Genomic DNA, 25,787 nt, shown 5'->3' with positions numbered 1-25,787 from the left:
GAGGGCTACGGCGCGTAGGCCTCCAGGGCGGCCGGCAGGCCCGGGAGGTCGGTGCCGAGCTTGCGGCAGGCCGCGGACAGGGCCCATTCCGGGCCCCGTCCGCGGCGGCGGCCGGGACCGTCCGGGACGGGCTCGCCCGCCGCCCGCCGCGCCGCCCCGAGCTCCTCCTCGGTGAGGCCGCCCTGCGTGAGCCCGTCCTCTCCGGCCTCTCCGGCCTCTCCGACCTCTTCGTCTTCTCCCGCCTTCGCGTCCGGCCCGCACGGCAAGGTGCCGCCCATTCCGAGCAGGACGTCGGTCGCCCGGGCCACCAGCCCGTCGGCCCCGCAGTCCCGGGCCGCCACCACGGCCCGCGCCAGCAGGTCCGCGTCCCGCAGTTCCGCGCCGAGCGCGGCCAGGGCGCGGGCCAGTTCATAGCCCGCCGGTGACTCCGCGAGCAGGGCCACCGCCTCTTCCAGCAGTCCGACCCGGTCCTCCGGGGCCGCGACCTCGGACGCCACCCGCAGGGCCTGGCCGATGCCCGAAGGGGCGCCGAAGGCACGGGCCCGCCGGACGGCGTCGCCGGCCAGGGCGCGCGCCCGGTGCGGATCGTCCGCGGCGACGGCCCGGGCCAGGTGCAGCTGCCACGGGCACCACGCCGGGTTCTGGATGCCGCGCGGGGTCAGCCGCCGGTCGACCTCCTCCAGCTCGGCGACGGCGGCCCGTACCTGGCCGCGGGCCAGCAGCAGTTCGGCGTAGACGGTCTGGGAGTCGGGGAAGACCACGGCCGCCGGGAAGGGCCTGCCGTACTCGTGCTCCCGTGCCAGCTCCCAGGCCTCGTCGACCCGGCCCCGCGCGAGCAGCGTGGTGAGGAGGATGGCTATGGCGTACCAGTGCACGGGGGTGCGCCGGCCCACGCGTTCGGCCAGCCGCAGCCCGGCCCGTGCCAGCTCCTCGGCCTCGGCGAGCCGCCCGCGCCGGTAGCGGATGTAGGCGCGCAGGCTGTAGGCGAAGGAGAGGTGCGCCCCGCGCCAGCCCTGCCGCTCGAACTCGGCGGTGCCCGCCTCGAACAGCTCCTCGGCCCGTCCCGGCCGGTCGGCGTACATGTGGGCCATCGCGACCAGGACCGGGACCTCGAAGCCGCGGTCCTCGTGGGCCCAGCTGAAGGGCCGCTCCAGCACCCGTCCGGCGTAGTGCAGCACCACGTCCACCGGCTCTCCCCGCAGGCAGGCGTCCCAGGCCCGCAGCGCGATGACGTACCGCTCGGTGAGGTCGCGGCCGGTCAGTCGGTCGGCGAGCCGGGCGAGCCGCCGCGAGCGGGCCGGGGAGTCGGTCTCGGCGGCGTTGAAGGCGTCCCACATGAACTGCTCCGACTGCAGGCGCAGTCGAGCGCGGACGTCCTGGGTGTGCGGGATCTCCCGCGCCAGGGACTCGGAGGCCTCGGCGAGGCGGTCGCTGTGCGCGAGCACCTGGGCCAGCCGGATGACGATGCCCTGGCGCAGCGCCGGGTCGTCGAAGGGCTCGGCGAGTGCGGCGCGCAGGTGGTTGACGGTGTTGGCGGGCTCGGTGAGCAGGGAGGCGCAACCGAGTTCGTAGAGCACGGCCGCGCGCTCGTCGAAGTCCGGGGGCTCGCGCAGCGCGCGGGCGAGCTGGCGGCGGGCGGCCTCGGGGGCGCCTGCGCGGAGGTTCTCCCCGGCGGCCTCGCGCAGGATGCGCACCACCCACGGGTCGCTCTCGGGGTGGGTCTCCAGCAGGTGGCGGGCGGCGGCGGAGGAGCCGAGTCCGGCGTCGACGACAGCCGCGGCGGCCTTGCCGTGCAGGGCGACACGGAGCGCGTCGGGGATGGCCCGGTAGATCCCGGTGGCGATGAGCGGGTGGACGAACTCCAGCCCCGCGTCGGACTCTTCGGTGGCGGCGGACAGGATGCGCGCGTCGCGCAGCCGCCCGGTGGCGTGCACGGCCTCTTCGGTGCCGAGGGCCGCGACCCGGGCGGCGAGGTCCTGCGGGATCGCGGTGCCGAGGACGGCGCAGGCCCAGGCGAAGCGGACGGTGGAGGGGCCGAGGCGTTCGAGGCGGGCGGCGAGGCCGCTGCCGCGCTGGGCGGCGACGAGGTCGCTCAGCAGCGGGGCGTTCGCCTCGACCGGGGACAGGCCCTTCTCGCGGAGCTTGGCGGCGAGTTCGACGGTCTCGAAGGGGTTGCCGGAGGTGACGGCCCAGGCCTCCTGGCAGAAGGCGTCGTCGGCGTGGTCGCCGAGCCATTCGCGCACGAGGGCGGCGACGGCGGCCGGGGTGAGCGGCGCGAGGGGCAGCGGGCGCTGTCCCGCGCGGCCCGGCAGCGTACGGAAGGCCTCGGCGTCCGCGGGGAGTTCGTCGGGCCGGTAGGCGACGACGAGGAGCAGCGGCAGGTGTTCGGCGCGCGGGGCGAAGGCGGCGAGCCAGCCGAGGGACTCGGGGTCGGCCCAGTGGGCGTCGTCGAGGACGAGGGTGACGGGGGCGCGCTTGACGACGAGGTGGGTGAGGACCCAGTCGAGTCCGTCGCGCAGGCCCTGGGCGTCGGGCGGGGCGCCCTGTTCGGGGGCGCACAGCCCGAGGGCCGGCCCGACGATGGAGTACCAGCTCCCGAGGGCCGCGCGCAGTTCCTGCTCGGAGGTCCCGGCCAGCTGGGGCTGGATCAGCTGGCGGGCGACGTGGAAGGGCTGGCTCTGCTCCTGCTCCCCGCCGCGGGCTGCGAGGACGGTGCAGGAGCGGGCGTGGGCGCGGCGGCGCAGTTCGGCGAGCAGGGTGGTCTTGCCGAGTCCGGCCGGGCCGGAGAAGGCGAGCAGCGCGCCGCCGGCGTCCGGCCCGGGACCGGTGAGCTGGTCCAGGGCCTCGTCGACGGTGGCGAGTTCGGCCTCGCGTTCGACCATCGCGCGCCGCTTACGGGTCCGGCGGTCCGTCATGGCTGGTACCCCCAGGCCTGTTCGGGAGATCAGCGTACGCCCGCGCACGGGGCGGGGTGCCCACAGTGCGGAAAGAATCCGATCTTCTTTACAACCGACCTTCCGGCGGCCTTCCGGAGCCTGTCAGTCCCGTGCCGAACGCGCCGCGAGCTCCTCCAGGACGGCCACCGCCTCGGCGGCCCGGTCCGCGGCCACGAAGAGGTGGTCGTGGTGGTAGCCGGCGATGACGTTGCAGCTCAAGCCGTGTGCGCCGAGTTCGGCGGCGAAGGCGGCGGTGAGGCCGACGGCGTCGAGGGCGGAGTGAATCCGCAGGGTGATCCAGCCCGCGGTGTAGTCGTACGCGAGCCCGGCGGCGTCGGCGTCCTCCTGGCGCAGGACCAGGGTGAGTCCCTCCCGCTCCAGAACGGTGGCGACGGGCGCGGCGCCGGCGGGCACCGTGCCTCCGGGCACGGTGCAGAACACGTACCGCCCCTCGTTCAACTCGGGGCGCATGCCGCTCAGGAGCTTGCGCAGATCGTTCTCTCCACTCACACCCCCACCCTACCTATCATCCCGATATGCCCGATTGGACCCCGCCGGCCGGGCGTCCTGGCCGCCGCCGGCTCACGTGTCCTCGTACAGCCGCCGGTGCCAACGGGCGCGCGGACGGCCCCGCCAGTGCGCCCACCGTTCGGCGGGCGGGTCGGGGTCGGGAAGCGTGCTACGGAGGAACTGCGCGTCCAGGCCCCGCAGTACACGGCCCGGCGCGGTCCGGGTGACGGTCGGCAGGGCCCGCCGGAGGTCGGCCGGTTCGTCCCGGGCGACGGCGATGTCGTCGCGTGCGCAGCCGGGGCGGCCCGGGCACGGGGAGGGGCTCAGGAGCAGTCTGCCGCCGGGACGGCGCAGGAAGCTGCGGCACCTGCCGAGCAGTTCCGCCGGGCGTCTACGCGGCATCGCCCGTTCGGCGGATGATCGTCATGGGCCCATCCTGCCGGGCGCTCCGCGGTCGGCCAGGGGATCCGGTCCGACGGCGGGGGTGCGCGCGGCCACCGGGGCGGCGGCTCCGCGCCCGGTGGTGCCGCGCGTACGAGATCGGCCTAGGTCAGGTCGAACTCCCCGCCCCGGGCGTTCAGCACGAACTTGTGCCACTCGTCCGGCGTGAAGATCAGCGAGGGGCTCTCCGGCCGCTCGCTGTTGCGCATCGCGATGAAGCCCTCCACGAAGGCGATCTGGACGTCACCCGCTCCCCGGCTGCTCGACTGCCAGTCCGCCTCGGTGAGATCGAGGTCCGGCTTGCCCCAGCCGGCGAGGGGTTGCGAAATCATGCTCTCGGCCACGTGCGTGCTCCTCCCGGTACGTCGTCCGGGGGCAAGGTTAACCACGGCAGCGCGTGGCGCACAGGCCACGGTGAGTCACCGTGGCCTGTCCCGCACCCCCGGCCCGCCCCTCCGCCGCCGGCCGGGCCGCCGTCAGGAGGTGGGCTCCTCGGCCCCCACCAGCCACATCGCGAAGAACTGGGCGCCGCCGCCGTACGCGTGGCCCAGGGCCCGCCGGGCTCCCGGAACCTGATGTTCCCCAGCCTGGCCGCGGACCTGGAGGGCCGCTTCCGCGAACCGGATCATGCCGGAGGCGCCGATCGGGTTGGTGGACAGGACACCGCCGGAGGGGTTGACCGGAAGGTCCCCGTCGAGTTCCGTCACGCCCGCCTCGGTGAGCTTCCAGCCCTCGCCCTCCGCCGCGAAGCCGAGGTTCTCCAGCCACATCGGCTCGTACCAGGAGAACGGCACGTACATCTCGACCGCGTCGACCTCCCGGCGCGGATCGGCGATCCCCGCCTGCCGGTAGACGTCGGCCGCGCAGTCCTTGCCGGCCTGCGGCGAGACGAAGTCCTTGCCCGCGAAGAGGGTGGGCTCGCTGCGCATCGCCCCGCCGTGCACCCAGGCGGCCGGCTTCGGCGAACGGGCCGCGCCCGCCCGGTCGGTGAGGATCATCGCGCAGGCGCCGTCCGAGGAGGGGCAGGTCTCGGAGTACCGGATCGGGTCCCACAGCATCGGCGAGGCCTGGACCTTCTCCAGGGTGATGTCGTGCTCGTGCAGGTGCGCGTACGGGTTCTTCAGCGCGTTGCGCCGGTCCTTGTAGGCGACGAGCGAGCCCACCGTGTCGGGCGCGCCGGTGCGCCGCATGTACGCGCGCACGTGCGGGGCGAAGAACCCGCCCGCGCCGGCCAGCAGCGGCTGCTGGAAGGGGACGGGGAGGGAGAGCCCCCACATGGCGTTCGACTCGGACTGCTTCTCGAAGGCGAGGGTGAGCACGGTCCGGTGGACGCGCGCCGCGACGAGGTTGGAGGCGACCAGGGCGGTGGACCCGCCGACCGAACCGGCCGTGTGCACGCGCAGCATCGGCTTGCCGACCGCGCCGAGGGCGTCCGCCAGGTACAGCTCCGGCATCATCACCCCCTCGAAGAAGTCGGGGGCCTTGCCGATGACGACCGCGTCGATGTCCGCCCAGGTCAGCTCGGCGTCGGCGAGGGCGCGCGCCGCCGCCTCGCGGACCAGTCCGGCGATGGAGACGTCGTGGCGGGCGGCCACGTGCTTGGTCTGGCCGATCCCGACGACGGCCACCGGCTCCTTGCCCGTGGTGCTCATGCTCGGTCCCCTTCCAGGACGGCGACCAGGTTCTGCTGGAGGCAGGGGCCGGAGGTGGCGTGGGCGACGGCCCGGTCGGACTCGCCGCGGTGGATGCGGGCGGCCGCCTCGCCGATGCGGATCAGGCCGGCGGCCATGACCGGGTTGGCGGCGAGCGCGCCTCCGGAGGGGTTGACGGCGACGCCGTCCCCGAGCCCGAGCGCCTTGCGGAGCACGACCTCCTGGGAGGAGAACGGGGCATGGAGTTCCGCCGTGTCCACGGGTGCCTCGAAGACGCCCGCGTGTTCGGCTGCGATCCGGGTGGACGGGGAGTCTGTGAGATCGCGCAGCCCCAGGCCGTGGGCCTCGATGCGGTGGTCGATGCCGGTGATCCAGGCCGGGCGTTCGCACAGTTGCCTGGCGAGGTCGCCGGCCGCCAGGATCACGGCGGCCACGCCGTCGCCGATGGGCGGGCAGTCCCCGGTGCGCAGCGGCCGGACCTGGTAGTCGCCCTGCGGCACCGGACCGCTCAGCTGGGCGTGCGGGTTGGCCTCGGCGGCGGCGCGGCTGCGCGCTCCGATCGCGGCCAGGGCGGACTCGTCGGTCTCGCCCGCGTCGATGAGGGCCTGGGCCTGGAGGGCGGCGAGGGCCACCGAGTCGGGCCAGAGCGGAGCGAGGTAGTACGGGTCCAGCTGGCGAGTCAGCACATCGCGCACGGACCCCGGTGAGGACTTTCCGTACGAGTAGACGAGCGCGGTGTCGGCCTCGCCGGTCTGGATCTTGACCCAGGCCTCGTAGAGGGCCCAGGCGCCGTCCATCTCCACGTGCGACTCGGAGATCGGCGGCCAGGCGCCGACCCCGTCGAGGGTCATGGTGAAGGAGAAGGCCCGGCCGGCCAGGTAGTCGCTGGAGCCGGAGCAGGTGAAGCCGATCTCCCCGGCCTTCAGGCCGGTCGCGGCCAGCACCTGGTGGAGGACCGGCATGACCATCTCGACTTCGCTGAGTTCGTCGGTGCGGCGCAGGTGGTCGCTCTGCGCGAAGGCGACCACCGCGACCTCACGGGCGTGTCGGGCCATCAGATGAGCTCCTTGTACGCGTCGTAGTCCGCGTCCGGCTCGCCGGTGGGGCGGTAGTGGTCGGGGTAGCGCCCGCCCTCGGTCCACACGGGCTCGACCCGCAGGCCCATGCGCACCTGGTCGTACGGGATGCCGCCGATCCGGCCGTGGAGGGCGAGGCCGGCGCCGTCGAGGGCGATGTGGGCGTAGACGTACGGGACCTCGATGTCGAGGTTCCTGGCCTTGATGTTGACGATGCAGTAGGTGGTGACGGTGCCCGCCGGGCCGACCTCCACCTGGTCGGTGGTGGCCACCCCGCAGGTGGGGCAGGCGCCGCGCGGAGGGACGTACACCTTGTGGCAGGAGGGGCAGCGCTCGCCGACGGTCTTCCGCTCGGAGAGGGCGTTGATGTACGCGGTCTGGGCGCGGCCGGGGCTGTAGACGTAGTCCAGGCGGGCCTGCGCGACGATGCCGGTGACGGCGTCGGCGAACTCCCCGTCGTGCGGGGCGGCCTCGCCGCCCGCCGGGCCCTCGTACGGCTCGAAGCACGCGATGTCGGTGATGGCCCCGGTGCGCTCGGCGGCCCAGCGGACCCGCACCCGCATGCCGGTGCGCACCGCCTCGGGGCCGGGTGCGTCGAGGGCGTGCAGGAGGGCGGTGTCCGCGCCGTCGAGCTTGACCAGCACCCAGGCGAAGGGGGTCTCCAGGGGCTGGTGGGGGCGGGGCCGGCCGTTCCAGGCCCAGGTGGTGACGGTGCCGGTGGCGGCGACCTCGACGAGCTCGCGGATCTCCTCGGCGGTCACGGGGTCGTACTCGACGGGCGGCACCATCACCTTCCCGCCGGAGGTCCTCACCCCGAGGACGACGCCTTCGCGCAGCCCGGTGAGAAAGGCACTCTGAACGGGTCCGAGGGACCGGGTGAAGGGAAACTCGACGACGAGAGGCGCGCGGAGCACCTCCGGTGGGGAGGCAGCTGTCATGGTGGCTCTCCGATGTGTTGATTCCGACAAACCCAGCCACGCCGGCAAACCCAGCCCCGCCGGCGTTTGAGGCGCGGGGTCCGGGGCGGAGCCCCGGGGTCTTTCAGCCCCGCCGGCGGTTGAGGCGCGGGGTCTGGGGCGGAGCCCCGGGGTCTTTCAGCCCCGCCGGCGGTTGAGGCGCGGGGTGCGGGGCGGAGCCCGGCGGCGAGGCGGCGGCTACTCCCGCCGATACACGGCGGGCCGCTTCTCCGCAAAGGCCCGCGCCCCCTCCTTCGCGTCCGCGGTGTCGAAGATCGGCCACCCCCGCAGCAACTCCGAGGCCAGCCCCTCCCTCTCCGTCAGCTCGGCGGTCTCGTAGACCGACGCCTTCACCGCCTCCACCGCCAGCGGCCCGCACGCGTTGATCCGCTCCGCGGTCTCCAGCGCGGCCTCCAGCGCCGTGCCGTCCGGCACGACCCGCCCCACGAGCCCGATCCGCGCCGCCTCCTGCGCGGAGTACGGGCGCCCGGTCAGCAGCATCTCCAGGGCGTGCGTACGCGGGATCTGGCGCGGCAGCCGCACCGTGGAGCCGCCGATCGGGAACAGCCCCCGCTTGACCTCGAAGAGCCCGAAGGTGGCCCCCTCGCCCGCCACCCGGATGTCCGTGCCCTGCAGGATCTCGGTACCGCCGGCCACGCAGTACCCCTCCACCGCCGCGATCACCGGCTTGCGCGGCCGGTGGTGACGGAGCATCGCCTTCCAGTGCAGGTCGGGATCGGCCTTGAGGCGGTCCCGGTACTGGTCGCCCGCCATCCCCTTCCCGGCCAGCGCCTTGAGGTCCATGCCGGCGCAGAAGTCCCCGCCGGCGCCGGTCAGGACGACCGAGCGGATCGTGTCGTCGGCGTCCGCCTCCAGCCAGCCGTCGTACAGCCCCACCAGCAGTGGCAGCGAGAGCGCGTTCTTCGCCTCGGGCCTGTTCATGGTGAGCACCAGCGTGGCGCCGTGCCGTTCCACGGTCAGGTGTTCTGTCCCACCCATTGCCGTCCTCCCGTCTCAAGACCTAGAACAGGTTGCAGTAGGGGCGGGTGCAGTTCAATAGTTTTCTGACACTCAGTCAGATTTCTTGGGTGGCGCCCTTCCCAGTTGCCGGCTCCGGCGCTCTAATGACCGCCGAGCAGACCAGCCACGGGGCCAGTCGTCGGGAACATTCGGGGTCAGGAGGAACGGTGGAGTACAACCTTGCCGACCTGTTCGAGTCGGTCGTGGACGTGGTCCCGAACCGTGAGGCCCTCGTCTACGTGGACCACCCCGGGACCGGCGCCGAGCGCCGCCTCACGTACGCGGAGCTGGACGGGGCGGCCAACCGGATCGCGCACCACCTGCTGGACAGCGGGCTGAAGCCCGGCGAGCACCTGGGGCTGCACCTCTACAACGGCGTCGAGTACCTCCAGACCGTACTGGCCTGTCTGAAGGCCCGGCTGGTCCCGGTGAACGTCAACTACCGGTACGTGGCGGAGGAGCTGGTCTACCTCTACAACGACGCGGATCTCGCCGCACTCGTCTTCGAGGGCGAGTTCACCGAGCGGGTCGCGGCGGCGCTGCCGCAGACGACGAGGCTCCGGCACCTGATCCGGGTCGGCGAGGTTCCCGAGGGCGCCCCGGAGCCCTCGATCGCCCCGGTCGCGTACGCGGACGCCGAGGCGGCCGGCTCGCCCGAGCGCGGTTTTCCGCTCCGCTCCCCCGACGACCTCTTCATCATCTACACGGGCGGCACCACCGGCATGCCCAAGGGCGTCATGTGGCGGGCGGAGGACCTCTTCTTCGCGGGACTCTTCGGCGGGGAGCCGTCGGGCGAGCCGGTGAAGAGGCCGGAGGAGCTGGCCGAACGGGTCGCGTCGAAGGGGGCCGGGCTCACCTTCTTCCCCGCTCCCCCGCTGATGCACGGCACGTCGACGCTGACCTCGTTCATCGCCTTCAACTACGGCCAGCGGGTGGTCATCCACCGCAAGTACGCGCCGGAGGAAGTGCTCCGCACGATCGAGAAGGAGAAGGTGTCGAGCGTGTCGCTGGTCGGCGACGCGATGCTCAGGCCGCTCATCGACGCCCTGAAGGGCCCGCTCCGGGGCACGGACCTGTCCTCGCTGTTCAGCGTGTCCTCGTCCGGGGCGATCATGTCGGAGACGGTGCGCGCCGAGTTCCAGCGGCTGGTGCCGAACGTACTGCTCCTGAACAACTTCGGGTCGTCCGAGTCCGGCTCCAACGGCCGGGCGGCGGACGACTCCGGCCCGGAGAAGGGCTTCCGCCTGGTGGTCAACGACCGTACGCAGGTGGTGGACCCGGTGACGCACGAGCCGGTCGCGGTGGGCGAGCCGGGGCGGCTCGCGCAGCGCGGGCACGTACCGCTCGGCTACTACAACGACCCGGCCAAGACCACCGAGACCTTCTTCCAGAAGGGCGCCGAGCGCTGGGTGCTGCTCGGCGACATGGCGACGGTCGACGAGCAGGGCATCGTCACGGTGCTCGGGCGCGGCTCGCAGTGCATCAACACGGGCGGCGAGAAGGTGTACCCGGAGGAGGTGGAACAGGCGCTGAAGTCGCACCCCGACGTGTACGACGCCCTGGTCGCCGGCGTCCCGGACCCGACGTGGGGCAGCCACGTGGCCGCGGTGGTCCAGGTCCGCCCCGGTTCCCCGGCGCCGACCCTGGACGAGATACAGAGCCACTGCCGCACCCGCCTGGCGGGCTACAAGATCCCCCGCCAGCTGGTCATCACCCCCGCCATCCAGCGCTCCCCGAGCGGCAAGGCGGACTACCGCTGGGCGAAGACGGTGGCCACGGAGGCCGACACGGCGAACTAGGGGTGCCGGGGCGGACCAGGTCCGGAAACCCCGGTCCGCCTCGCCCTCCCCCGTCGGCACGCGACCAACCCCGCCGGCCTTCGAGGCGGGGCCGGGCCGGTCAGGCCCCCGCGGACAGGAAGCGCTCCACCCGGGCCGCGAACCAGGCGGCGTCGTCCAGCCACGGGAAGTGCCCGGCCCCGGCCTGGACGTCGAGCGATCCCGCGGGGAACAACGCGGCGAGCCGGGCCGCCAGCGCCGGACGGGGGTTGCCGTCCAGCTCCCCGGCCAGCACCAGCACCTCTCGCGTGAGACGCCGCAGGCCTTCCCGGGTGGCGGGCGGGTCGAACGCGCCGGGGCCCGCGTAGGCGTAGGCGGCCTTCTCGTTCTGCTGCCGTCCGTTCGCCGCGCAGTGCGCCCGGGCCGTCTCGTCCCAGCGCCCGTAGAACAGCGGCGCGGCCAGGTCCCAGTCCGCCTCGCCACGGCTTTCGCCCCCGAGGATGCGCTCATAGGCCTCGATGGCCGTGTCGTACGGCTCGGTTCCCGCGCGCAGCCTGGCCCCCTCCAGCCGCTGCTCCGGGGTGACCGGGAGGTCCACCGCCCACGCGGTGGGGGTGACCAGGACGGTCCGGCCCAGCCGCCGCGGGTGCGCGGCCGCGTAGAGCATGGCGAGGTTGCCGCCGGCCGAGTGCGCGAGGAGGTCCACGCGCCCCAGGCCGAGGTGCGTCCGGAGCGCCTCGACGTCGGCGACCTGGTGGTCGACGCGGTAGGTCGACTCGTCCGCCGGTATCGCGGAGTCGCCCGTACCGCGCAGGTCGAGCAGGATGAGACGGCGGCCGGCGGCCAGTCCGCCGAGGTACGCGGAGGCCCGCATCGCACCGCCCGGGAGGCAGATCAGCGGTTCGCCCTCGCCTCGCAGGTGATAGGCGAGTTCGGTTCCGTCTAGGTGGTGAAGGTAGGCATGGGAGCCATCACAACAGACGATCACTCGTTCGAGTCATTGATTTGACCTTCCTGGTCCTGGCAATCTACCGAATGATCGTTCGGTTCACTCAGGATGAGGTGACGGTATGGCGGTGCACGCGGATCTCCACGACGAAGGCGAGCGGCTGAGTCGCGACGAGCTGGCCGCCCTCCAGCTGACGCGGCTGCGCGCGACCCTGCACCGCGCCTACGGGAACGTGCCGTTCTACCGGCAGGCCTTCGACAAGGCGGGCGTCCATCCGGACGACTGCCGCACGCTCGCCGACCTCGCCCTGTTCCCCTTCACCGCCAAGGCCGATCTGCGCGACCAGTACCCCTTCGGGATGTTCGCCGTGCCGCGGTCCGAGGTGCGGCGCATCCACGCCTCCAGCGGCACCACCGGGCGGCCCACGGTCGTGGGGTACACCGACGGGGACCTTTCCACCTGGGCCGATGTCGTCGCCCGGTCCATACGTGCGGCCGGCGGCCGGCCCGGTCAGATCGTCCACATCGCCTACGGCTACGGGCTCTTCACCGGCGGCCTCGGCGCGCACTACGGGGCGGAACGCCTCGGCTGTACGGTCGTGCCCGCCTCGGGCGGGATGACCGACCGCCAGGTCCGGCTCATCGAGGACTTCCGGCCGGAGGTCATCATGGTGACCCCGTCCTACATGCTGACCCTGCTCGACGAGATGGAGCGCCAGGGCATCGATCCCCGCGCCACCTCGCTCCGCACCGGCATCTTCGGGGCGGAGCCGTGGACCGAGGAGATGCGCCGGGAGATCGAGGAGCGGCTGGGCATCGACGCGGTGGACATCTACGGCCTGTCCGAGGTCATGGGCCCGGGCGTGGCGCAGGAATTCGCGTCGCACAAGGACGGCCTGCACATCTGGGAGGACCACTTCTACCCGGAGGTGGTCGATCCGCTGACGGGCGCGGTCCTGCCGGAGGGTGAGCAGGGCGAGCTGGTGTTCACCTCGCTCACCAAGGAGGCCATGCCCGTCATCCGTTACCGCACGCGGGATCTGACGCGGCTGCTGCCCGGTACGGCCCGGCCCGCGTTCCGCCGGATGGAGAAGATCACGGGCCGCAGCGACGACATGATCATCCTGCGCGGGGTGAACCTGTACCCGACCCAGATCGAGGAGATACTCCTGCGGACGGCCGGACTGGCTCCGCACTTCCAGCTGCGTCTGACCCGGGAGGGCCGGATGGACGCCCTGACGGTACGGGTGGAGGCGCGCCGGGAGACGGACGCGGGCGGGCGGGAGGCCGCGGCCGCCCAGGTGGTCCGGGCCGTCAAGGAGGGGATCGGGGTCTCCGTCCGGGTCGAGGTGGTCGACCCGGAGACGCTGGAGCGTTCGGTCGGGAAGATCAAGCGGCTGGTGGACCTCCGCGGTGCGGGGGAGCCGGCGGACACGCGTCCGGGCGGCTGAAACCACCTCTTCGGGTCCAATTCGGGGCGGCTCCCGGGAACCCGATCGCCTCCGCGGGTAGTGCATGACCTGTGATCTCGTTCTTCCGGCAGCTGCACGACCGGCTTCAGGGCTCCCACATCGGGCTGGCCTGGAGCCGGGGCCGGGAGATGGAGCTGATGCACCGGGCGATGGGCTTCGCGGCCCTCGGGTTCCTCACCCTGGTGCCGCTGCTGGTGGTCGTGGCGGCCGCCGCACCCGGCAGCGGTTCCGGCTTCGGCAGGTGGCTCGGCCAGGCCCTCGGGGTGGCGCAGTCCTCGCGGGCCCGGGTCGAGATGCTGTTCGGCGCCGCGGACCTGGCGCTGGAGCGGACCACCGCGTTCGGTCTGGCCGCCCTTGCCGTGTTCGGCCTGACCTTCGGTTCGGCCGTGCAGACCGGCTACGAGAAGGTCTGGGACCTGCCGACGGCCCGCTGGCACACCATGTGGCGGCACGTCGTCTGGCTCGCCCTGCTGGTCTGCTACGTCGCCCTGCTCGTGGAGATCCCCGCGCCCTCGAACGACGTCATCGGCACGATCATCGGCACGGTGGGCGACCTCCTCGGCACCTGCCTGTTCTTCATCGGCTCCCAGCGCCTGCTGCTCGGCGGCCGGGTCCGCTGGCGCGCCCTGGTGCCGGGAGCGGTGGCGACCAGCCTCGGACTGCTGGGGCTGCGGGTCTTCTCGCAGCAGGTGTTCTCCCCGCTCATCGCGTCCAACGCGGTGACCTACGGCCCCTTCGGCACCCTGCTGGTCGTCCAGTCCTGGCTGGTCGGCGTCGGCTTCGTGGTCTACGGCGGCGCCCTCGTCGGCCGCCTCGTACACGAACACCTGACCCTGCGGCGCCTGCGCCGCAGCGGGCTCCTGCCCCCCGAGGCCTTCCCGCCCCACGCCCCGCATCCCCACTGGCCGCGCCCGCCGCACTGACCCCGCCGTCCCGTCCGGGTCAGGCCTGCTCGCCTGCCTGCGCAGGGTGCACGGCCCTGCGATCCGCATCGGCCGCGAGGCCCTGCGCTGCCTGCTCGCCCGACGCGGCGTCACCTTCCACCGCATCAAGGCCTGGAAGGGGTCCGCCGAACCCGACCCCCGGCGCTCCGCCCGGCCGTCGACGCGTTCGTCCCACAAATTCGCTACCCGGCGGCCGGAGCGCCGTGCTAAACAACCGACGTGCAAAACATTTTGGAGTTCCCCGAGGTCCTGCGGCTGATCGAAGACCGCTCGGCCGCGTTCCGCGCCGCGATGGCGTCCGCCCCCGACCTTGACGCCCAGGTCCCGACCTGCCCGGACTGGACGCTGCGCGAACTGGCGCAGCACCTCGGCGACGGCCGCCGCCGCCAGGCCGCCATCGTCGCGGCGGGCCCGGGCGCTGAGCCCCCGGCGAGGACGGACCCGAAGGGCGCCCCGACCGCGCCCCGCGACCGCGAAGCCCTGGACGCCTGGCTCGCCGAGTCGACCGAGCTCATGCTCGACGCGATGCGCGAGGCCGGCCCGGACCGCGGCTGTTGGACATGGTGGGGCCGCTCGCAGGCCCCGGAGACCAGCGGAGCCGTGGCCCGGCACCAGATCCAGGAGATCGCCGTCCACACCTACGACGCCCAGCTCACCCAGGGAGCCGCACAGCCGCTGCCGACGGACGTCGCGGTCGAGGGCGTCGACGAGTTCCTGACGACCGTCGCGGCGACGACCGTCCCCTGGCCGTTCAAGCCGGCGACCATCGACCTGCACACGACCGAGGGCCGCTCCTGGCGCCTGACCCTCGACGCCGACGGCGTCCGCTGCGACGACCTCGCCGCCGACGCGGAGCCGGGCGACATGGCGATGCGAGGCGCAGCGAGCGAACTGGTCCTCTACTTCTACGAGCGCCTCCCGCTCGACGGCCTGGAGACCACCGGCGACACCGAGCCGATGGAGCAGCTCGCAGACTGGGACCCGAACGCGTAAAACGCGCACTTGCGACGCATCTGCCGGTGGTGCGCACGCTCCTGCGGGCGCCACTGGGCCCGGGGTCGCGGACATCGCGCGGCTGCGGGCGGTGTCGTAGCCCAGGTAGCCGTCCTTGTTCCTGAGGAGCCGACGGTCTCGGCGATCTTCTTGCGGTTCTCGGCGTCCAGGTGTCGGTCGGCGGCTTCGGCGGCGGGCCGGTTCGCGACGTCAGCCGCGCGGCCGTTCGCGCGACGGCGATCGGCGCGGCGGTCTGGGTCAGAGCACTAGGAGGCCGCCGGGGCTCCGAAGCGGTCCCGGAGTTCGCGCTTGAGGATCTTGCCGCTGGCGTTGCGCGGGAGGGCGTCCACGAAGAGGATCCGCTTCGGCGCCTTGAAGTGGGCCAGCCTCTCCCGCGCGTACGTCATCAGCTCCGCCTCCGTCACCTCCCCGCGCGGGACCACCACCGCCGTGACCGCCTCGATCCACCGCTCGTCCGGCAGCCCGACCACGGCCGCCTCGGCCACTCCCGCATGGGTGTAGAGCACGTCCTCCACCTGGCGCGAGGCGACCAGCACCCCGCCCGAGTTGATGACGTCCTTCACCCGGTCCACGACGGTGAAGTAGCCCTGCGCGTCGCGCACCGCGAGGTCGCCCGAGCGGAACCAGCCGTCCCGGAAGGCCTTCTCCGTGGCCGCCGGGTCGTTCCAGTAGCCGAGGCACAGCTGAGGCGAGCGGTAGACCACCTCGCCCGCCGTGCCGTCCGGCACGTCCTTGCCGTCCTCGTCGACGACCTTCGCCTCGACGTGGCGGACCGGCCGCCCGCAGGAGTCCATCCGCCCCTCGTGTTCGTCCGGCCCGAGCACGGTGGCCAGCGGCCCGATCTCGCTCTGTCCGAAGCAGTTGTAGAGGCCGAGCCCGGGCAGCCGCTCCCGCAGCCGTTCCAGGACCGGGACCGGCATGATCGAGGCCCCGTAGTACGCCTTGCGCAGCGCGCCCAGCTCGCGCGCCGCGAACTGCGGGTGGTTGGCCAGGCCGATCCACACGGTGGGCGGGGCGAAGAGGCTGTCCGCCTCCCCCGCCTCCACGAGGTCGAAGACCTGCTCCGCGACCGGCGCGTCCAGGATGGTGTTGCGCGCCCCCACCGCGAGGTACGGCAGCAGGAAGACGTGCATCTGCGCCGAGTGGTACAGCGGCAGCGAGTGCACCGGCCGGTCCTCCTCGGCCAGGTTCAGCGCCTCGATCGCGCTCTCGTACTCGTGGGCGAGGGCCCGGTGGGTCATCATCGCGCCCTTGGGCAGGGCGGTGGTCCCCGAGGTGTAGAGCAGCTGCGCCACCCGGCCCGGGTCCGCGTCCACCTCCGCGTCCGCGTCCGCGTCCGCGTCCGCGGGTTCAAAGGCCGACGGCTCGGCCAGTTCCGCGAGGAACGAGCCGGGACCGTCGCGCAGCGCCCGTACGGGATACCCGCCGGGGACCCGCCCCGCCAGGTCCGGATCGGCGAGGACCAGGGCGCTCCCGGAGTTGTCCAGGATGTACGCGAGGTCCTCGCCGGTGAGGTTCTGGTTCACCGGGACGTGGGTCAGTCCGGCCCGGGCGCAGGCCAGGAAGGCGAGGAGGTAGGCGTCGCAGTTGTGGGCGAAGGTGGCGACGCGGTCGCCCGCGGCCAGCCCGTACCGCTCCCGCAGGACGGCGGCGCCGGTGGTGACGGCCGCGTCGAGTTCCGCGTACGTCCAGCCGCGGTCCCGGTAGCGGACGGCGAGGCGGTCGGGGACCCGTAGCGCGCTGGCGCGCACCAACCCGTCGACCGTGTCGTCCCGCACCGCTCGCTCTGCCCGCACCGCTCGCTCTGCCCTCATGGCGTGATCCTCGTCCGCCCGCACGCCGAAGGTCAATGACCGGGATACCCAACGGGATGTTGACAGATCATCAGACCGCCTGCATGAGTGTGGGGGCACGGACGTACCGCCTGTCCCACGGGCAACCATGCCCACCCGCAGGCTACTTGGGAGGCACCTTGCACCTCAGCACCCGTCCGATACTCCGCCGTGTCGCCCTCACCGGCGCCGCACTGCTCGCCGCGACGGCCGCGGTGCCGCAGGCGTCCGCGGCGACCGGTGACCGGATACCGGCCGGCGGCGGACTGTCCGCCGTCATCCGGTACACCGAGAACGGCATCCCGCACATCCTCGCCCGCGACTACGCCCAGCTCGGGTTCGGCACCGGCTGGGCCCAGGCGGCCGACCAGGTCTGTGTCCTCGCCGACGGGTTCGTGACCGTAGCCGGTGAGCGTTCCCACTGGTTCGGGCCCGACGCCGCACCCGACGGATCCCTCTCCTCCGCCACCCGGAACCTCTCCAGCGACCTGTACTTCAAGGGCGTCCGGGAGTCCGGCACGGTGGAGAAGCTACTGGCGACCCCCGCCCCGGCCGGCCCCACCACGGACCTCAAGGAGCTGATGCGCGGCTGGGCCGCCGGGTACAACGCCTGGCTCGCCCAGAACAGGATCGACGACCCCGCCTGCAAGGGCGCCGGCTGGGTCCGCCCGGTCACCACCACCGACGTGGCCGCCCGCGGCTTCGCGGTCTCCGTCCTCGGCGGCCAGGGGCGCGGCATCGACGGCATCACGACCGCGCAGCCGCCCGCCGCCCAGCCGCCCGCCGCCGCAGCGCCGGGCTCGTCGACGACGGCCCTCGGCCCGGCCTCCGCGCCCGATCCGGCGACGGCGGCCGAGGCCGCGCGGGAGTTCTTCGACACCAGCCGGTACGACATGGGCTCCAACGCGGTCGCCTTCGCCGGTTCCACCACGGCGAGCGGCAGCGGGCTGCTCCTCGGGAACCCGCACTACCCGTGGCAGGGCGGGCGCCGCTTCTGGCAGTCGCAGCAGACCATCCCCGGCAAGCTGAACGTCTCGGGCGGCTCCCTCCTCGGCACCGCCGTGGTCAACATCGGTTTCAACGAGAAGGTGGCCTGGAGCCACACGGTGGCCGCCGGCACCCCCGCCTCGGCGCGGGCCTGCCGCTGCCCTGGACGGCCGGTACGGCGTACGCGCTGAACGACCCCAACGCGGCGAACCTGCGCGGCTCCGACACGGCCCTGGCGATGGGCAGGGCGCGCTCGGTCTCCGGGATCCAGGACGCCCTGGCCCGCACCCAAGGCCTGCCCTGGGTCAACACGGTGGCCGCCGACTCCGCGGGCGGCACCCTCTTCACCCAGTCCCAGGTGCTCCCGCGGATCACCGACGAGCTCGCGGCCCGCTGCTCCACCCCGCTGGGCCGGGCCACGTACCCGGCCTCGGGGCTGGCCGTGCTGGACGGCTCGCGCACGGACTGCGCGCTCGGCTCGGATCGGGACGCGGTGCAGCCGGGCGTCTTCGGCCCGGGGAAGGCGCCGACGCTGCGCGACGCCCCGTACGCCGAGAACTCCAACGACAGCGCCTGGCTGGCCCATGCCGACCGTCCGCTGACCGGATACGAGCGGGTCTGGGGCAACGTCGCCACCCCGCGTTCGCTGCGTACGCGCGGCGCGGTCGAGGACGTGTCGGCGATGGCCGCGAAGGGCCGGCTGACCGTGGCCGACCTGGAGAAGCAGCAGTTCGCCAACCGGGTCCCGGCCGGTGATCTGGCGGCGGCCGACGCGGCGAAGGCCTGCGCCGCGCTGCCCGGCGGTACGGCGACGGGCAGCGACGGGAGCGCGGTGGACGTCTCGGCCGCCTGCCCCGTCCTGGCGGGCTGGGACCGTACGGCCGACAGCGCCAGCCGCGGCGCGCTGCTCTTCGACCGGTTCTGGCGCCGTCTGACGGCTTCGACCGCGGCCAAGGACCTGTGGCTGGTGCCCTTCTCGGCGGCCGATCCCGTACGCACTCCCCGTACGCTCAACCAGGCGGCGCCCGGCTTCGGGCGGGCGCTCGCGGACGCGGTGGCCGAGCTGAGGGCAGCCGGGATCGCGCTGGACGCCCCGCTGGGCGAGCACCAGTTCGTGGTGCGGGGCGGGCAGAAGCTGCCGGTGGGCGGCGGCACGGAGGCGCTCGGCGTCTGGAACAAGATCGAGGCTCCGTGGAACGCGGCGGCCGGCGGCTATGCGGAAGTCACGCACGGCTCCAGCCACATCCAGGCGGTCGGCTGGGACCGGGGCCACTGCCCGGTGGCGCGCACCCTGCTGACGTACGGCCAGTCCTCGAACCCGGGCTCGCCGTACTCCGCCGACCAGACGCGGCTGTTCTCCCGGGAACGCTGGGTCACGGCGCGCTTCTGCGAGCGGGACATCCTCACCTCGCCGCAGCTGAAGGTGGTCTGGGCCCGCGAGCGGCGCTGACCGGGTCCTCCTCCCGGCCGTCGGCCCTCAGGGGCTGACGGCCAGGAAGAGGTACGCGGCCAGCAGCACGATGTGCACGCCGCCCTGGAGCAGCGTGGCGCGGCCGGGGGCGATGGTGAGGGCGCTGACCACGATGGTCAGGGCGAGCAGCACCATGTGGACCGGACCGAGGCCCAGCAGGAGCGGGCCGGAGAGCCAGATCGAGGCCAGGGCGATGGCGGGGATGGTCAGGCCGATGCTGGCGATGGCGGAGCCGTAGGCCAGGTTGAGGCTGGTCTGGACCCGGCCGCGGCGGGCGGCGCGGACGGCGGCCAGGGTCTCGGGCAGCAGGACGAGCAGGGCGATGATCACGCCGACGACGGCGTTGGGCAGGCCGGCCTCGGCGACGCCCTTCTCGATGGTCGGGGAGACGGCCTTGGCATCGCCGACCACCGCGATGAGCGCGACCAGCAGCAGGCCGGTGCTGATCAGGGCGGCACGGGCGGTGGGCGGGGCGGCGTGGTCCTCGTCGTCGCCGGGGCCGTCGGGCGGGCCGGCCGGCCGCTCGGTCTCCACGGGCAGGAAGTAGTCCCGGTGGCGGACGGTCTGGACGGCGACGAACAGGCCGTACAGGGCGAGCGAGGCGACGGCGGCGAAGGTCAGCTGGGCGCTGGAGAACTCCGGGCCGGGCTTGCTCGTGGTGAAGGTGGGCAGCACCAGGCTGAGGACGGCGAGGGTCGCGACGGTGGCGAGGGCCGCGCCGGAGCCCTCGGGGTTGAAGACCGCGACCCGGTTGCGCAGGGCCCGGACGAACAGGGACAGGCCGACGATGCCGTTACAGGTGATCATGACGGCGGCGAAGACCGTGTCCCGGGCGAGCGAGGCGGTCTTGTCCCCGCCGTCGGCCATCAGGGTGACGATGAGGGCGACTTCGATGACGGTGACCGCGACGGCGAGCACGAGGGAGCCGAAGGGTTCGCCGACCCGGTGGGCGACGACCTCGGCGTGGTGAACGGCCGCCAGCACCGCCCCCGCGAGGCAGAGCGCGACCAGCACCACCCCGAGCGCGGGCAGGTCGCGCCCCCAGCTGAGGACGAGCGCGACGAGCGCCACCAAGGGGACGACGAAGGTCCAGTCGGTCAGGGCGGATCTGCGGGTAGCCGTACTCATATCAGCCAACTTGCCAGAAGTGTCCCTCCGATGCGGCCCGAGCGTCGCCCTCGCCGCCCTGACGTGCCCCTTCTCACGCGCGCGCCGGGCGTGGCGGGCATGCCCTCCGCACCTTCCGCACCTTCCGCACCGGCACCGGCACCGGCACCGGCACCGGCACCGGCAGAATGGGGCATGACCTCATCGGACGCGGCCCCGCCCTGGACCGCGGGGTCAGCGGGGCCGGCGCGGTCGGCGGGCTCCGGGCGCTCACATGGCGCGGTCGTGGCCCTCCCAGTACGGGTCGCGCAGCCGCCGCTTGTAGAGCTTGCCGTTCGGGTCGCGCGGCATCGTCTCGATGAAGTCGACCGTCTTGGGGCGCTTGTAGCCGGCGAGCTGCCGTTCGCAGTGGTGGAGGATCTCCGCGGCGAGCGCGTCGCCTGCGGCGAAGCCCTCGGCCGGTTCGATGACCGCCTTGACCTCCTCGCCCCAGTCGGCGTGCGGGATGCCGAAGGCGGCGGCGTCCGCGACGGCCGGGTGGGTGAGCAGGGCGGACTCGATCTCGGCCGGGTAGATGTTGACCCCGCCGGAGATGATCATGTCGATCTTGCGGTCGCGGAGGAAGAGGTATCCCTCCTCGTCCATCAGGCCGAGGTCGCCGACGGTGAAGAAGTCGCCGATGCGGTTCTTCTTCGTTTTGCCCTCGTCCTTGTGGTAGCTGAAGCCGCCCGTGTTCATCTTGATGTAGACGGTGCCGAGTACCCCGGCGGGCAGCCGGTTGCCGTCGTCGTCGAAGATGGCGAGTTCGCTGATCGGCCAGGCCTTGCCGACGGTTCCCGGCTTCTTCAGCCAGTCCTCGGCCGTCGCGAAGGCACCGCCGCCCTCGCTCGCCGCGTAGTACTCCTCCACACAGCCGCCCCACCAGTCGATCATCGCCCGTTTGACGTGGTCGGGGCAGGGCGCGGCGCCGTGGATGGCGTGCCGCATCGAGGAGACGTCGTACGCGTCCTTGGTCTCCTGCGGGAGCGCGAGGAGCCGGTGGAACTGGGTGGGGACCATGTGCGTGTGGGTGCAGGAGTGCCCGTCGATCAGGCGCAGCATCTCCTGCGGGGTCCACTTGTCCATCAGGACCAGCGGGTGCCCGATGTGCAGGGCGGCGCCCGCGAACTGGAGGACGGCCGTGTGGTAGAGCGGCGAGCAGACCAGGTGGACGTTCCCGTCGAAGGGGCGGATGCCGAAGATGCCGAGGAAGCCGCCGAGGTACGTCTCCTCGGGGAGCTTGCCGGGCAGCGGGCGGCGGATCCCCCGCGGGCGGCCGGTGGTGCCGGAGGTGTAGTTCATGACCCAGCCGAGGGTGCGCTCCTCGGGGACCGTCCCGGGCCGGCCGGCGAGGAGGTCCCCGTACGGGCGGAAGCCCGGGACCGCTCCGACGGCGTAGCGGTGGCTCGTGGGGAGGGCGGCCTCGTCGGCCGCGGCGGTAGCGGTGTCGGCGAACCGTTCGTGGGCGATGAGCACCTTGGCCCCGGAGTCGGAGACGATCCAGGCGATCTCGGGGCCGACGAGGTGGTGGTTGACGGGGACGAGGTAGAAGCCGGCCTGGGAGGCGGCGAGGTAGGCGGTGAGGAACTCGACGCCGTTGGGGAGGACGACCGCGAAGACGTCCCCCTGCCGCAGACCGGCGGCGCGCAGGCCGTGGACGAGGCGGTTGACGTCGGCGTGCAGCCGGCCGGCGCTCCACTCCTCGCCCTCGGGGGTGACGAGGACGGTGCGCTCGGGGTCGGCGGCCACCTGGGCCCAGAAACCGTTGGGGGGCTGGTCACTCATGCTGATCACACCTCTCAGGCCCGGCCGGCGATGCGGTTGATGCGGTCGATGGCGCGCTCGAAGCCGCTCGTGAGGTCGTCGAAGACGGCCTGGACGCTGCGTTCGCTGTTCATCCGGCCGACGATCTGGCCGACGGGGGTGCCGAGCAGCGGGTGGACCTCGTACTTCTGGATCCGGGAGACGGCCTCGGCGACGAGCAGGCCCTGGAGGGGCATGGGGAGCGCGCCCGGTCCCTCCGGGTCGTCCCAGGCGTCGGTCCACTCGGTGCGCAGTTGGCGGGCGGGCTTGCCGGTGAGGGCGCGGGAGCGCACGGTGTCGCCGGAACCCGCGGCGAGCAGCTTCTCGGTGAGGGCGCGCGAGTGGAGGTCGGCCTCGGTGGTGGTGAGCCAGAGGGAGCCGAGCCAGGCGCCCTGGGCGCCGAGGGCGAGTCCGGCGGCGATCTGCTCGCCGCTGCCGATGCCGCCGGCCGCGAGGACCGGGAGCGGGGCGACGGCTTCGGCGATCTCCGGGACGAGGACCATGGTGGCGATGTCACCGGTGTGCCCGCCGGCCTCGTAACCCTGGGCGACGACGATGTCGATGCCGGCTTCCGCGTGGCGGCGGGCGTGCTTGGCGCTGCCGGCGAGGGCGGCGACGAGGACGCCGTGGTCGTGGGCACGGGCGATGACGTCGGCGGGCGGGGAACCGAGGGCGTTCGCCAGGAGTTTGATGGGGTAGTCGAAGGCGACGTCGAGCTGGTTGCGGGCGACCTGCTCCATCCAGCCGGTGATCCGCCAGCCGGAGGCCTCGCCTTCGGCGAGCTCGGGCACGTGGTGCTTGGCGAGGGTGTCGCGGACGAAGGCGCGGTGCCCGGCCGGGATCATCGCCTCGATGTCGGCTTCGCTGATGCCGTCGACGGCCTTCTTGGCGGGCATGACGACGTCGAGGCCGTAGGGCTTGCCGTCGGTGTGCGCCTGCATCCAGTCGAGGTCGCGTTTGAGGTCGTCGGGGGCGGTGTAGCGGACCGCACCGAGCACGCCGAAGCCACCCGCGCGGGTGATGGCAGCGGCGACCGCCGGGAAGGGCGTGAAGCCGAAGATGGCGTGCTCGACTCCCAGTTTCTTGCTCAGCTCCGTCTCCATGGGCGGCAGGATGCCGCAGCCCGGCATGCGAGGGAAGAGATTTTCTGATGCAGTGTCAGATTCTTTACGGGCCGGTCGGTGCGGAGGGTGCCCGGCGGGCGGGCAGATACCCACTAGCGTGCGGATCGCCTGCGGCGCGCTGGGCGGATCCGTGAGGCCCGGGTCCGCTTCGCCTGCGGCGCGCGCTCGGCAGGCGCCGGGCCCCGGCCGCGGGCATTGCGGGAGGAGGACGACGCACAGCCGAGGGCGGACAGCCGAGGGCGGACAGCGGGTTGCGGACAGCGGGTTGCGGGTGCGGGTTGCGGGTGCGGGTCGCGGGTCGCGGACGAGGAGGGGCCTGATGCCAGCGGACACGGGAGCCGAAGCGGTGGCGGAGGCCGACACGAAACGGACGGGCGGCACGAGCGGCACGGCGGGCACGACGGCCACGGAACGGACGAGCAGCGCGAGCGGCACGAGCGGCACCGGCGGCACGGCGGGCACGGCGGGCACGGAAAGGACGAGCGGCACGGGCGGCACCGAGTGCGAGCAACCGCACGCGCCCGGAGGAGGGGGCGGCACGGCAGCCACGACGGCCACGACGGCCACGACGGCCACGACGGCCACGACGGCCACGACGGCCACGACGGCCACGACGGCCACCGAACGGACGAGCGGCACGGACGGTGCGGCAGGCACGGAACGGACGAGCGGCACGGACGGCACGAGCGGCACGGCGGGCACGACGGCCACGGAACGGACGAGCAGCGCGGGCGGTACGGACGGTACGGCAGGCACGGAACGGACGAGCGGCACGGGCGGCACCGGGCGTGAGCAACCGCACGCGCCCGGAGGCGGGGGCGAGCCCGGGCGGGGGCTGACGCGGCGCCGGCTCGGGGCGCGGCTGCTCGCCCTCGGCGGGGTACTCGTCCTGCACGCCGCACTCCCCGGCCCCGCCGGCGCCTCGGGCAACCCGGCCGAGCGACGCGCCCTCCAGGGCCTGCGCCTGCGGTACGGGTCCGCACGCCAGGCCGGGCTGCTGGAGAGGCACCTGGAGGGGGTCGCGGACGAGGCCCGGCGGTTCCTCGGCCCCTCCCCCGAACACCCCTACTACGCCGGTGCGGTGGTCCTCGCGGGCCGGGGCCGCACCATCGCCCTGCACCGGGCCATGGGCGAGGCCGTGCGCTACGCGGACTACGACGGGCGGACCGACCGGGTCCGGGAGTTCCCGGCGGCCGAGCGGATCGCGATGGCGGAGGACACCGTCTTCGATCTGGCCTCGTTGACCAAGCTGTTCACCTCCATCCTGGCCGTGCAGCAGATGGAGCGGGGGCAGTTGGAGCTGGAGGCTCCGGTGCGCCGGTACCTGCCGGAGTTCACCGGGGGCGGCAAGGAGGTGATCACCGTCCGCCAACTGCTCACCCACACCTCGGGGCTGCGCTCCTGGGCGCCCTTCTACAAGGAGTCCACGCGAGAGGGTCGTCTGAGGCTGCTGTGGTCGGTGAGGCCGCAGGAGACTCCCGGGACGGTCTACCGGTACTCCGACCTGAACCTGATCACCCTCCAGCTGCTCTTGGAACAGATCACTGGTCGCACTCTGGATGTCCTGCTCCGCGACGAGATCACTGCTCCACTCGGGATGCAGCGCACTCGTTACAACCCACCGCTCTCCTGGCGCCGGGTCACCGCCGCCACCGAGGTGCAGCGCCCGCCCTGGTCCGGGCTCGACCGCGGGCTGGTGTGGGGCGAGGTCCACGACGAGAACGCGTACGCGCTCGGCGGGGTCGCGGGCCACGCCGGCGTCTTCGGCACCGCCTGGGACCTGGCCGTCCTGGCCCGTACCCTCCTCGACGGCGGGGTCTACGCGGGCAGGCGCATCCTGCGCCCCGCCTCCGTCGAGCTGCTCTTCACGGACTACAACACGGCCTTCCCCGGCGACGACCACGGTCTCGGCTTCGAGCTCTACCAGCACTGGTACATGGGCGCGATGGCCACCCCGCACTCCGCCGGCCACACCGGCTTCACCGGTACCTCCCTGGTCCTCGACCCGTCCACCGACTCCTTCCTGGTCCTGCTCGGCAACTCCGTCCACCCGGTACGCACCTGGCGCGCCGGCAGCGCGCCGCGCGTCGCCGTCGGCAACCGCTTCGCCCGCGCCGTACCGGTCCGCACCCGGCACGGCGGCGCGGCCTGGTTCTCCGGGATCCAGCCGGGTGGCTCGGGCACGCTCACCCTGCCGCCGCTCACCCCGGCCACGGCGGCCGCCCGGCTGCGCTGCGCGGTGTGGTGGGACACCGTGCCCGGCGAGGGTGCCCTGCACCTGGAGGCCTCAGCCGACGGGGAGCACTGGGAACCGCTGCCCTTCAGCACCGTCCGGTCCACCGGCGGCGCGCCCGAGCAATGGCCCCGCGGCTCGGTGAGCGGCTGGTCCGGCCGCACCTGGCACCGCCTCGACGCCCCCCTCACGGCCGCCTGGTCGGGCCGCGAGGTACGGCTGCGCTTCCGCCACTCCGCGACCGGCCGCTACGTCGGCCGCGGTATCTACGTGGACCTCGTCCGCGTCTCGGAACCGGCCCACCTCCTCTTCGCGGAAGACCGCCCCACCGACGCCCCCCGCCTGGAGGCCATCGGCTGGACCCGCTCAACGGACTAGAACAGAAGGGGGCCGGCCCCCGGCAGCCCGGCGGACCTACCGGGCGGGAGTGGGGTGGGGCGGGCG

General features: G+C 73.4%; 18 protein-coding genes and 1 pseudogene. 6 read left to right on the top strand and 13 right to left on the bottom strand.

Translation table 11 applies throughout. From position 1 onward, the window contains the following. Positions 1–5: 5 nt before the first annotated feature. The 8 genes from IF88_RS0120890 to IF88_RS0120855 form a co-directional block, all read right to left on the bottom strand. Positions 6–2,915 (bottom strand): ATP-binding protein, encoded by a 2,910-nt coding sequence (locus IF88_RS0120890; RefSeq protein WP_030714402.1) that lies wholly within the window; start codon positions 2,913–2,915, stop codon positions 6–8. A gap of 123 nt (positions 2,916–3,038) precedes the next feature. Beyond that, positions 3,039–3,446, bottom strand: a complete 408-nt coding sequence (locus IF88_RS0120885; protein ID WP_030714399.1) for an ACT domain-containing protein — start codon at positions 3,444–3,446, stop codon at positions 3,039–3,041. 72 nt (positions 3,447–3,518) lie between these two features. Continuing rightward, complete coding sequence (locus IF88_RS0120880) at positions 3,519–3,848, bottom strand: hypothetical protein (protein WP_051837232.1); 330 nt, start codon at positions 3,846–3,848, stop codon at positions 3,519–3,521. A 143-nt stretch (positions 3,849–3,991) separates the two neighbouring features. Then, positions 3,992–4,231 carry a DUF397 domain-containing protein gene (locus IF88_RS0120875; protein WP_030714395.1) on the bottom strand — a complete coding sequence of 80 codons (240 nt, stop codon included), beginning with the start codon at positions 4,229–4,231 and terminating at the stop codon, positions 3,992–3,994. A 132-nt stretch (positions 4,232–4,363) separates the two neighbouring features. Continuing rightward, the gene (locus IF88_RS0120870; protein WP_030714387.1) at positions 4,364–5,539 is read right to left on the bottom strand and encodes a thiolase domain-containing protein; all 1,176 of its coding nucleotides are present in this window, start codon (positions 5,537–5,539) and stop codon (positions 4,364–4,366) included. After that, complete coding sequence (locus IF88_RS0120865) at positions 5,536–6,594, bottom strand: thiolase domain-containing protein (protein ID WP_030714384.1); 1,059 nt, start codon at positions 6,592–6,594, stop codon at positions 5,536–5,538. The genes IF88_RS0120870 and IF88_RS0120865 overlap by 4 nt, the downstream gene beginning before the upstream one ends. Then, complete coding sequence (locus tag IF88_RS0120860) at positions 6,594–7,553, bottom strand: Zn-ribbon domain-containing OB-fold protein (RefSeq protein ID WP_030714380.1); 960 nt, start codon at positions 7,551–7,553, stop codon at positions 6,594–6,596. Before IF88_RS0120860 ends, IF88_RS0120865 begins: the two co-directional genes overlap by 1 nt. 216 nt (positions 7,554–7,769) lie before the next feature. After that, the gene (locus tag IF88_RS0120855) at positions 7,770–8,570 is read right to left on the bottom strand and encodes a crotonase/enoyl-CoA hydratase family protein (RefSeq protein ID WP_030714377.1); all 801 of its coding nucleotides are present in this window, start codon (positions 8,568–8,570) and stop codon (positions 7,770–7,772) included. A 188-nt stretch (positions 8,571–8,758) separates the two neighbouring features. Here IF88_RS0120855 and IF88_RS0120850 point away from each other — a divergent pair, with 188 nt between their 5' ends. Further along, the gene (locus tag IF88_RS0120850; RefSeq protein WP_030714374.1) at positions 8,759–10,390 is read left to right on the top strand and encodes an acyl-CoA synthetase; all 1,632 of its coding nucleotides are present in this window, start codon (positions 8,759–8,761) and stop codon (positions 10,388–10,390) included. A 100-nt stretch (positions 10,391–10,490) separates the two neighbouring features. Here IF88_RS0120850 and IF88_RS40565 read toward each other — a convergent pair whose 3' ends face one another. After that, positions 10,491–11,243: an alpha/beta fold hydrolase gene (locus IF88_RS40565; protein WP_107050585.1), complete on the bottom strand. Its 753-nt coding sequence runs from the start codon at positions 11,241–11,243 to the stop codon at positions 10,491–10,493. Between the two features lie 196 nt (positions 11,244–11,439). On the opposite strand from IF88_RS40565, the gene paaK reads away from it, so the two are divergent. The 3 genes from paaK (at position 11,440) to IF88_RS0120830 (ending at position 14,726) form a co-directional block, all read left to right on the top strand. Beyond that, positions 11,440–12,768, top strand: coding sequence for a phenylacetate--CoA ligase PaaK (gene paaK / locus IF88_RS0120840; protein ID WP_030714371.1), 1,329 nt, complete (start codon positions 11,440–11,442; stop codon positions 12,766–12,768). 71 nt (positions 12,769–12,839) lie between these two features. Continuing rightward, positions 12,840–13,712, top strand: coding sequence for a YhjD/YihY/BrkB family envelope integrity protein (locus tag IF88_RS0120835; protein ID WP_051837230.1), 873 nt, complete (start codon positions 12,840–12,842; stop codon positions 13,710–13,712). A gap of 240 nt (positions 13,713–13,952) precedes the next feature. Beyond that, positions 13,953–14,726, top strand: coding sequence for a maleylpyruvate isomerase family mycothiol-dependent enzyme (locus IF88_RS0120830; protein ID WP_030714367.1), 774 nt, complete (start codon positions 13,953–13,955; stop codon positions 14,724–14,726). Between the two features lie 266 nt (positions 14,727–14,992). Here the strand turns inward: IF88_RS0120830 and IF88_RS0120825 are convergent, their stop codons facing one another. Next, entirely contained in the window at positions 14,993–16,561 is a 1,569-nt protein-coding gene (locus IF88_RS0120825) for a fatty acyl-CoA synthetase (RefSeq protein ID WP_051837291.1), read from the bottom strand. A 158-nt stretch (positions 16,562–16,719) separates the two neighbouring features. On the opposite strand from IF88_RS0120825, the pseudogene IF88_RS40560 reads away from it, so the two are divergent. Beyond that, positions 16,720–19,016, top strand: a pseudogene (locus IF88_RS40560) (penicillin acylase family protein). Between the two features lie 27 nt (positions 19,017–19,043). On the opposite strand, the gene IF88_RS0120815 reads toward IF88_RS40560, so the two are convergent. The 3 genes from IF88_RS0120815 to IF88_RS0120805 all read right to left on the bottom strand — a co-directional run bounded on the left by IF88_RS0120815 (position 19,044) and on the right by IF88_RS0120805 (position 23,089). Next, positions 19,044–20,165, bottom strand: a complete 1,122-nt coding sequence (locus IF88_RS0120815) for a calcium:proton antiporter (RefSeq protein ID WP_030714362.1) — start codon at positions 20,163–20,165, stop codon at positions 19,044–19,046. Between the two features lie 249 nt (positions 20,166–20,414). Further along, a complete protein-coding gene (locus IF88_RS0120810) occupies positions 20,415–21,968 on the bottom strand; it encodes an acyl-CoA synthetase (RefSeq protein ID WP_030714358.1) in 1,554 nt (517 codons plus the stop codon). Between the two features lie 14 nt (positions 21,969–21,982). Continuing rightward, positions 21,983–23,089, bottom strand: coding sequence for an NAD(P)H-dependent flavin oxidoreductase (locus IF88_RS0120805; protein ID WP_030714355.1), 1,107 nt, complete (start codon positions 23,087–23,089; stop codon positions 21,983–21,985). A gap of 856 nt (positions 23,090–23,945) precedes the next feature. On the opposite strand from IF88_RS0120805, the gene IF88_RS0120800 reads away from it, so the two are divergent. After that, positions 23,946–25,721 carry a serine hydrolase domain-containing protein gene (locus tag IF88_RS0120800; protein ID WP_030714352.1) on the top strand — a complete coding sequence of 592 codons (1,776 nt, stop codon included), beginning with the start codon at positions 23,946–23,948 and terminating at the stop codon, positions 25,719–25,721. Positions 25,722–25,787 lie beyond the last annotated feature (66 nt).

It is taken from the genome of Streptomyces sp. NRRL F-2580 (genome assembly GCF_000720115.1).
GTDB lineage: Bacteria > Actinomycetota > Actinomycetes > Streptomycetales > Streptomycetaceae > Streptomyces.
This window is presented reverse-complemented; position numbering and strand designations above follow the sequence as displayed.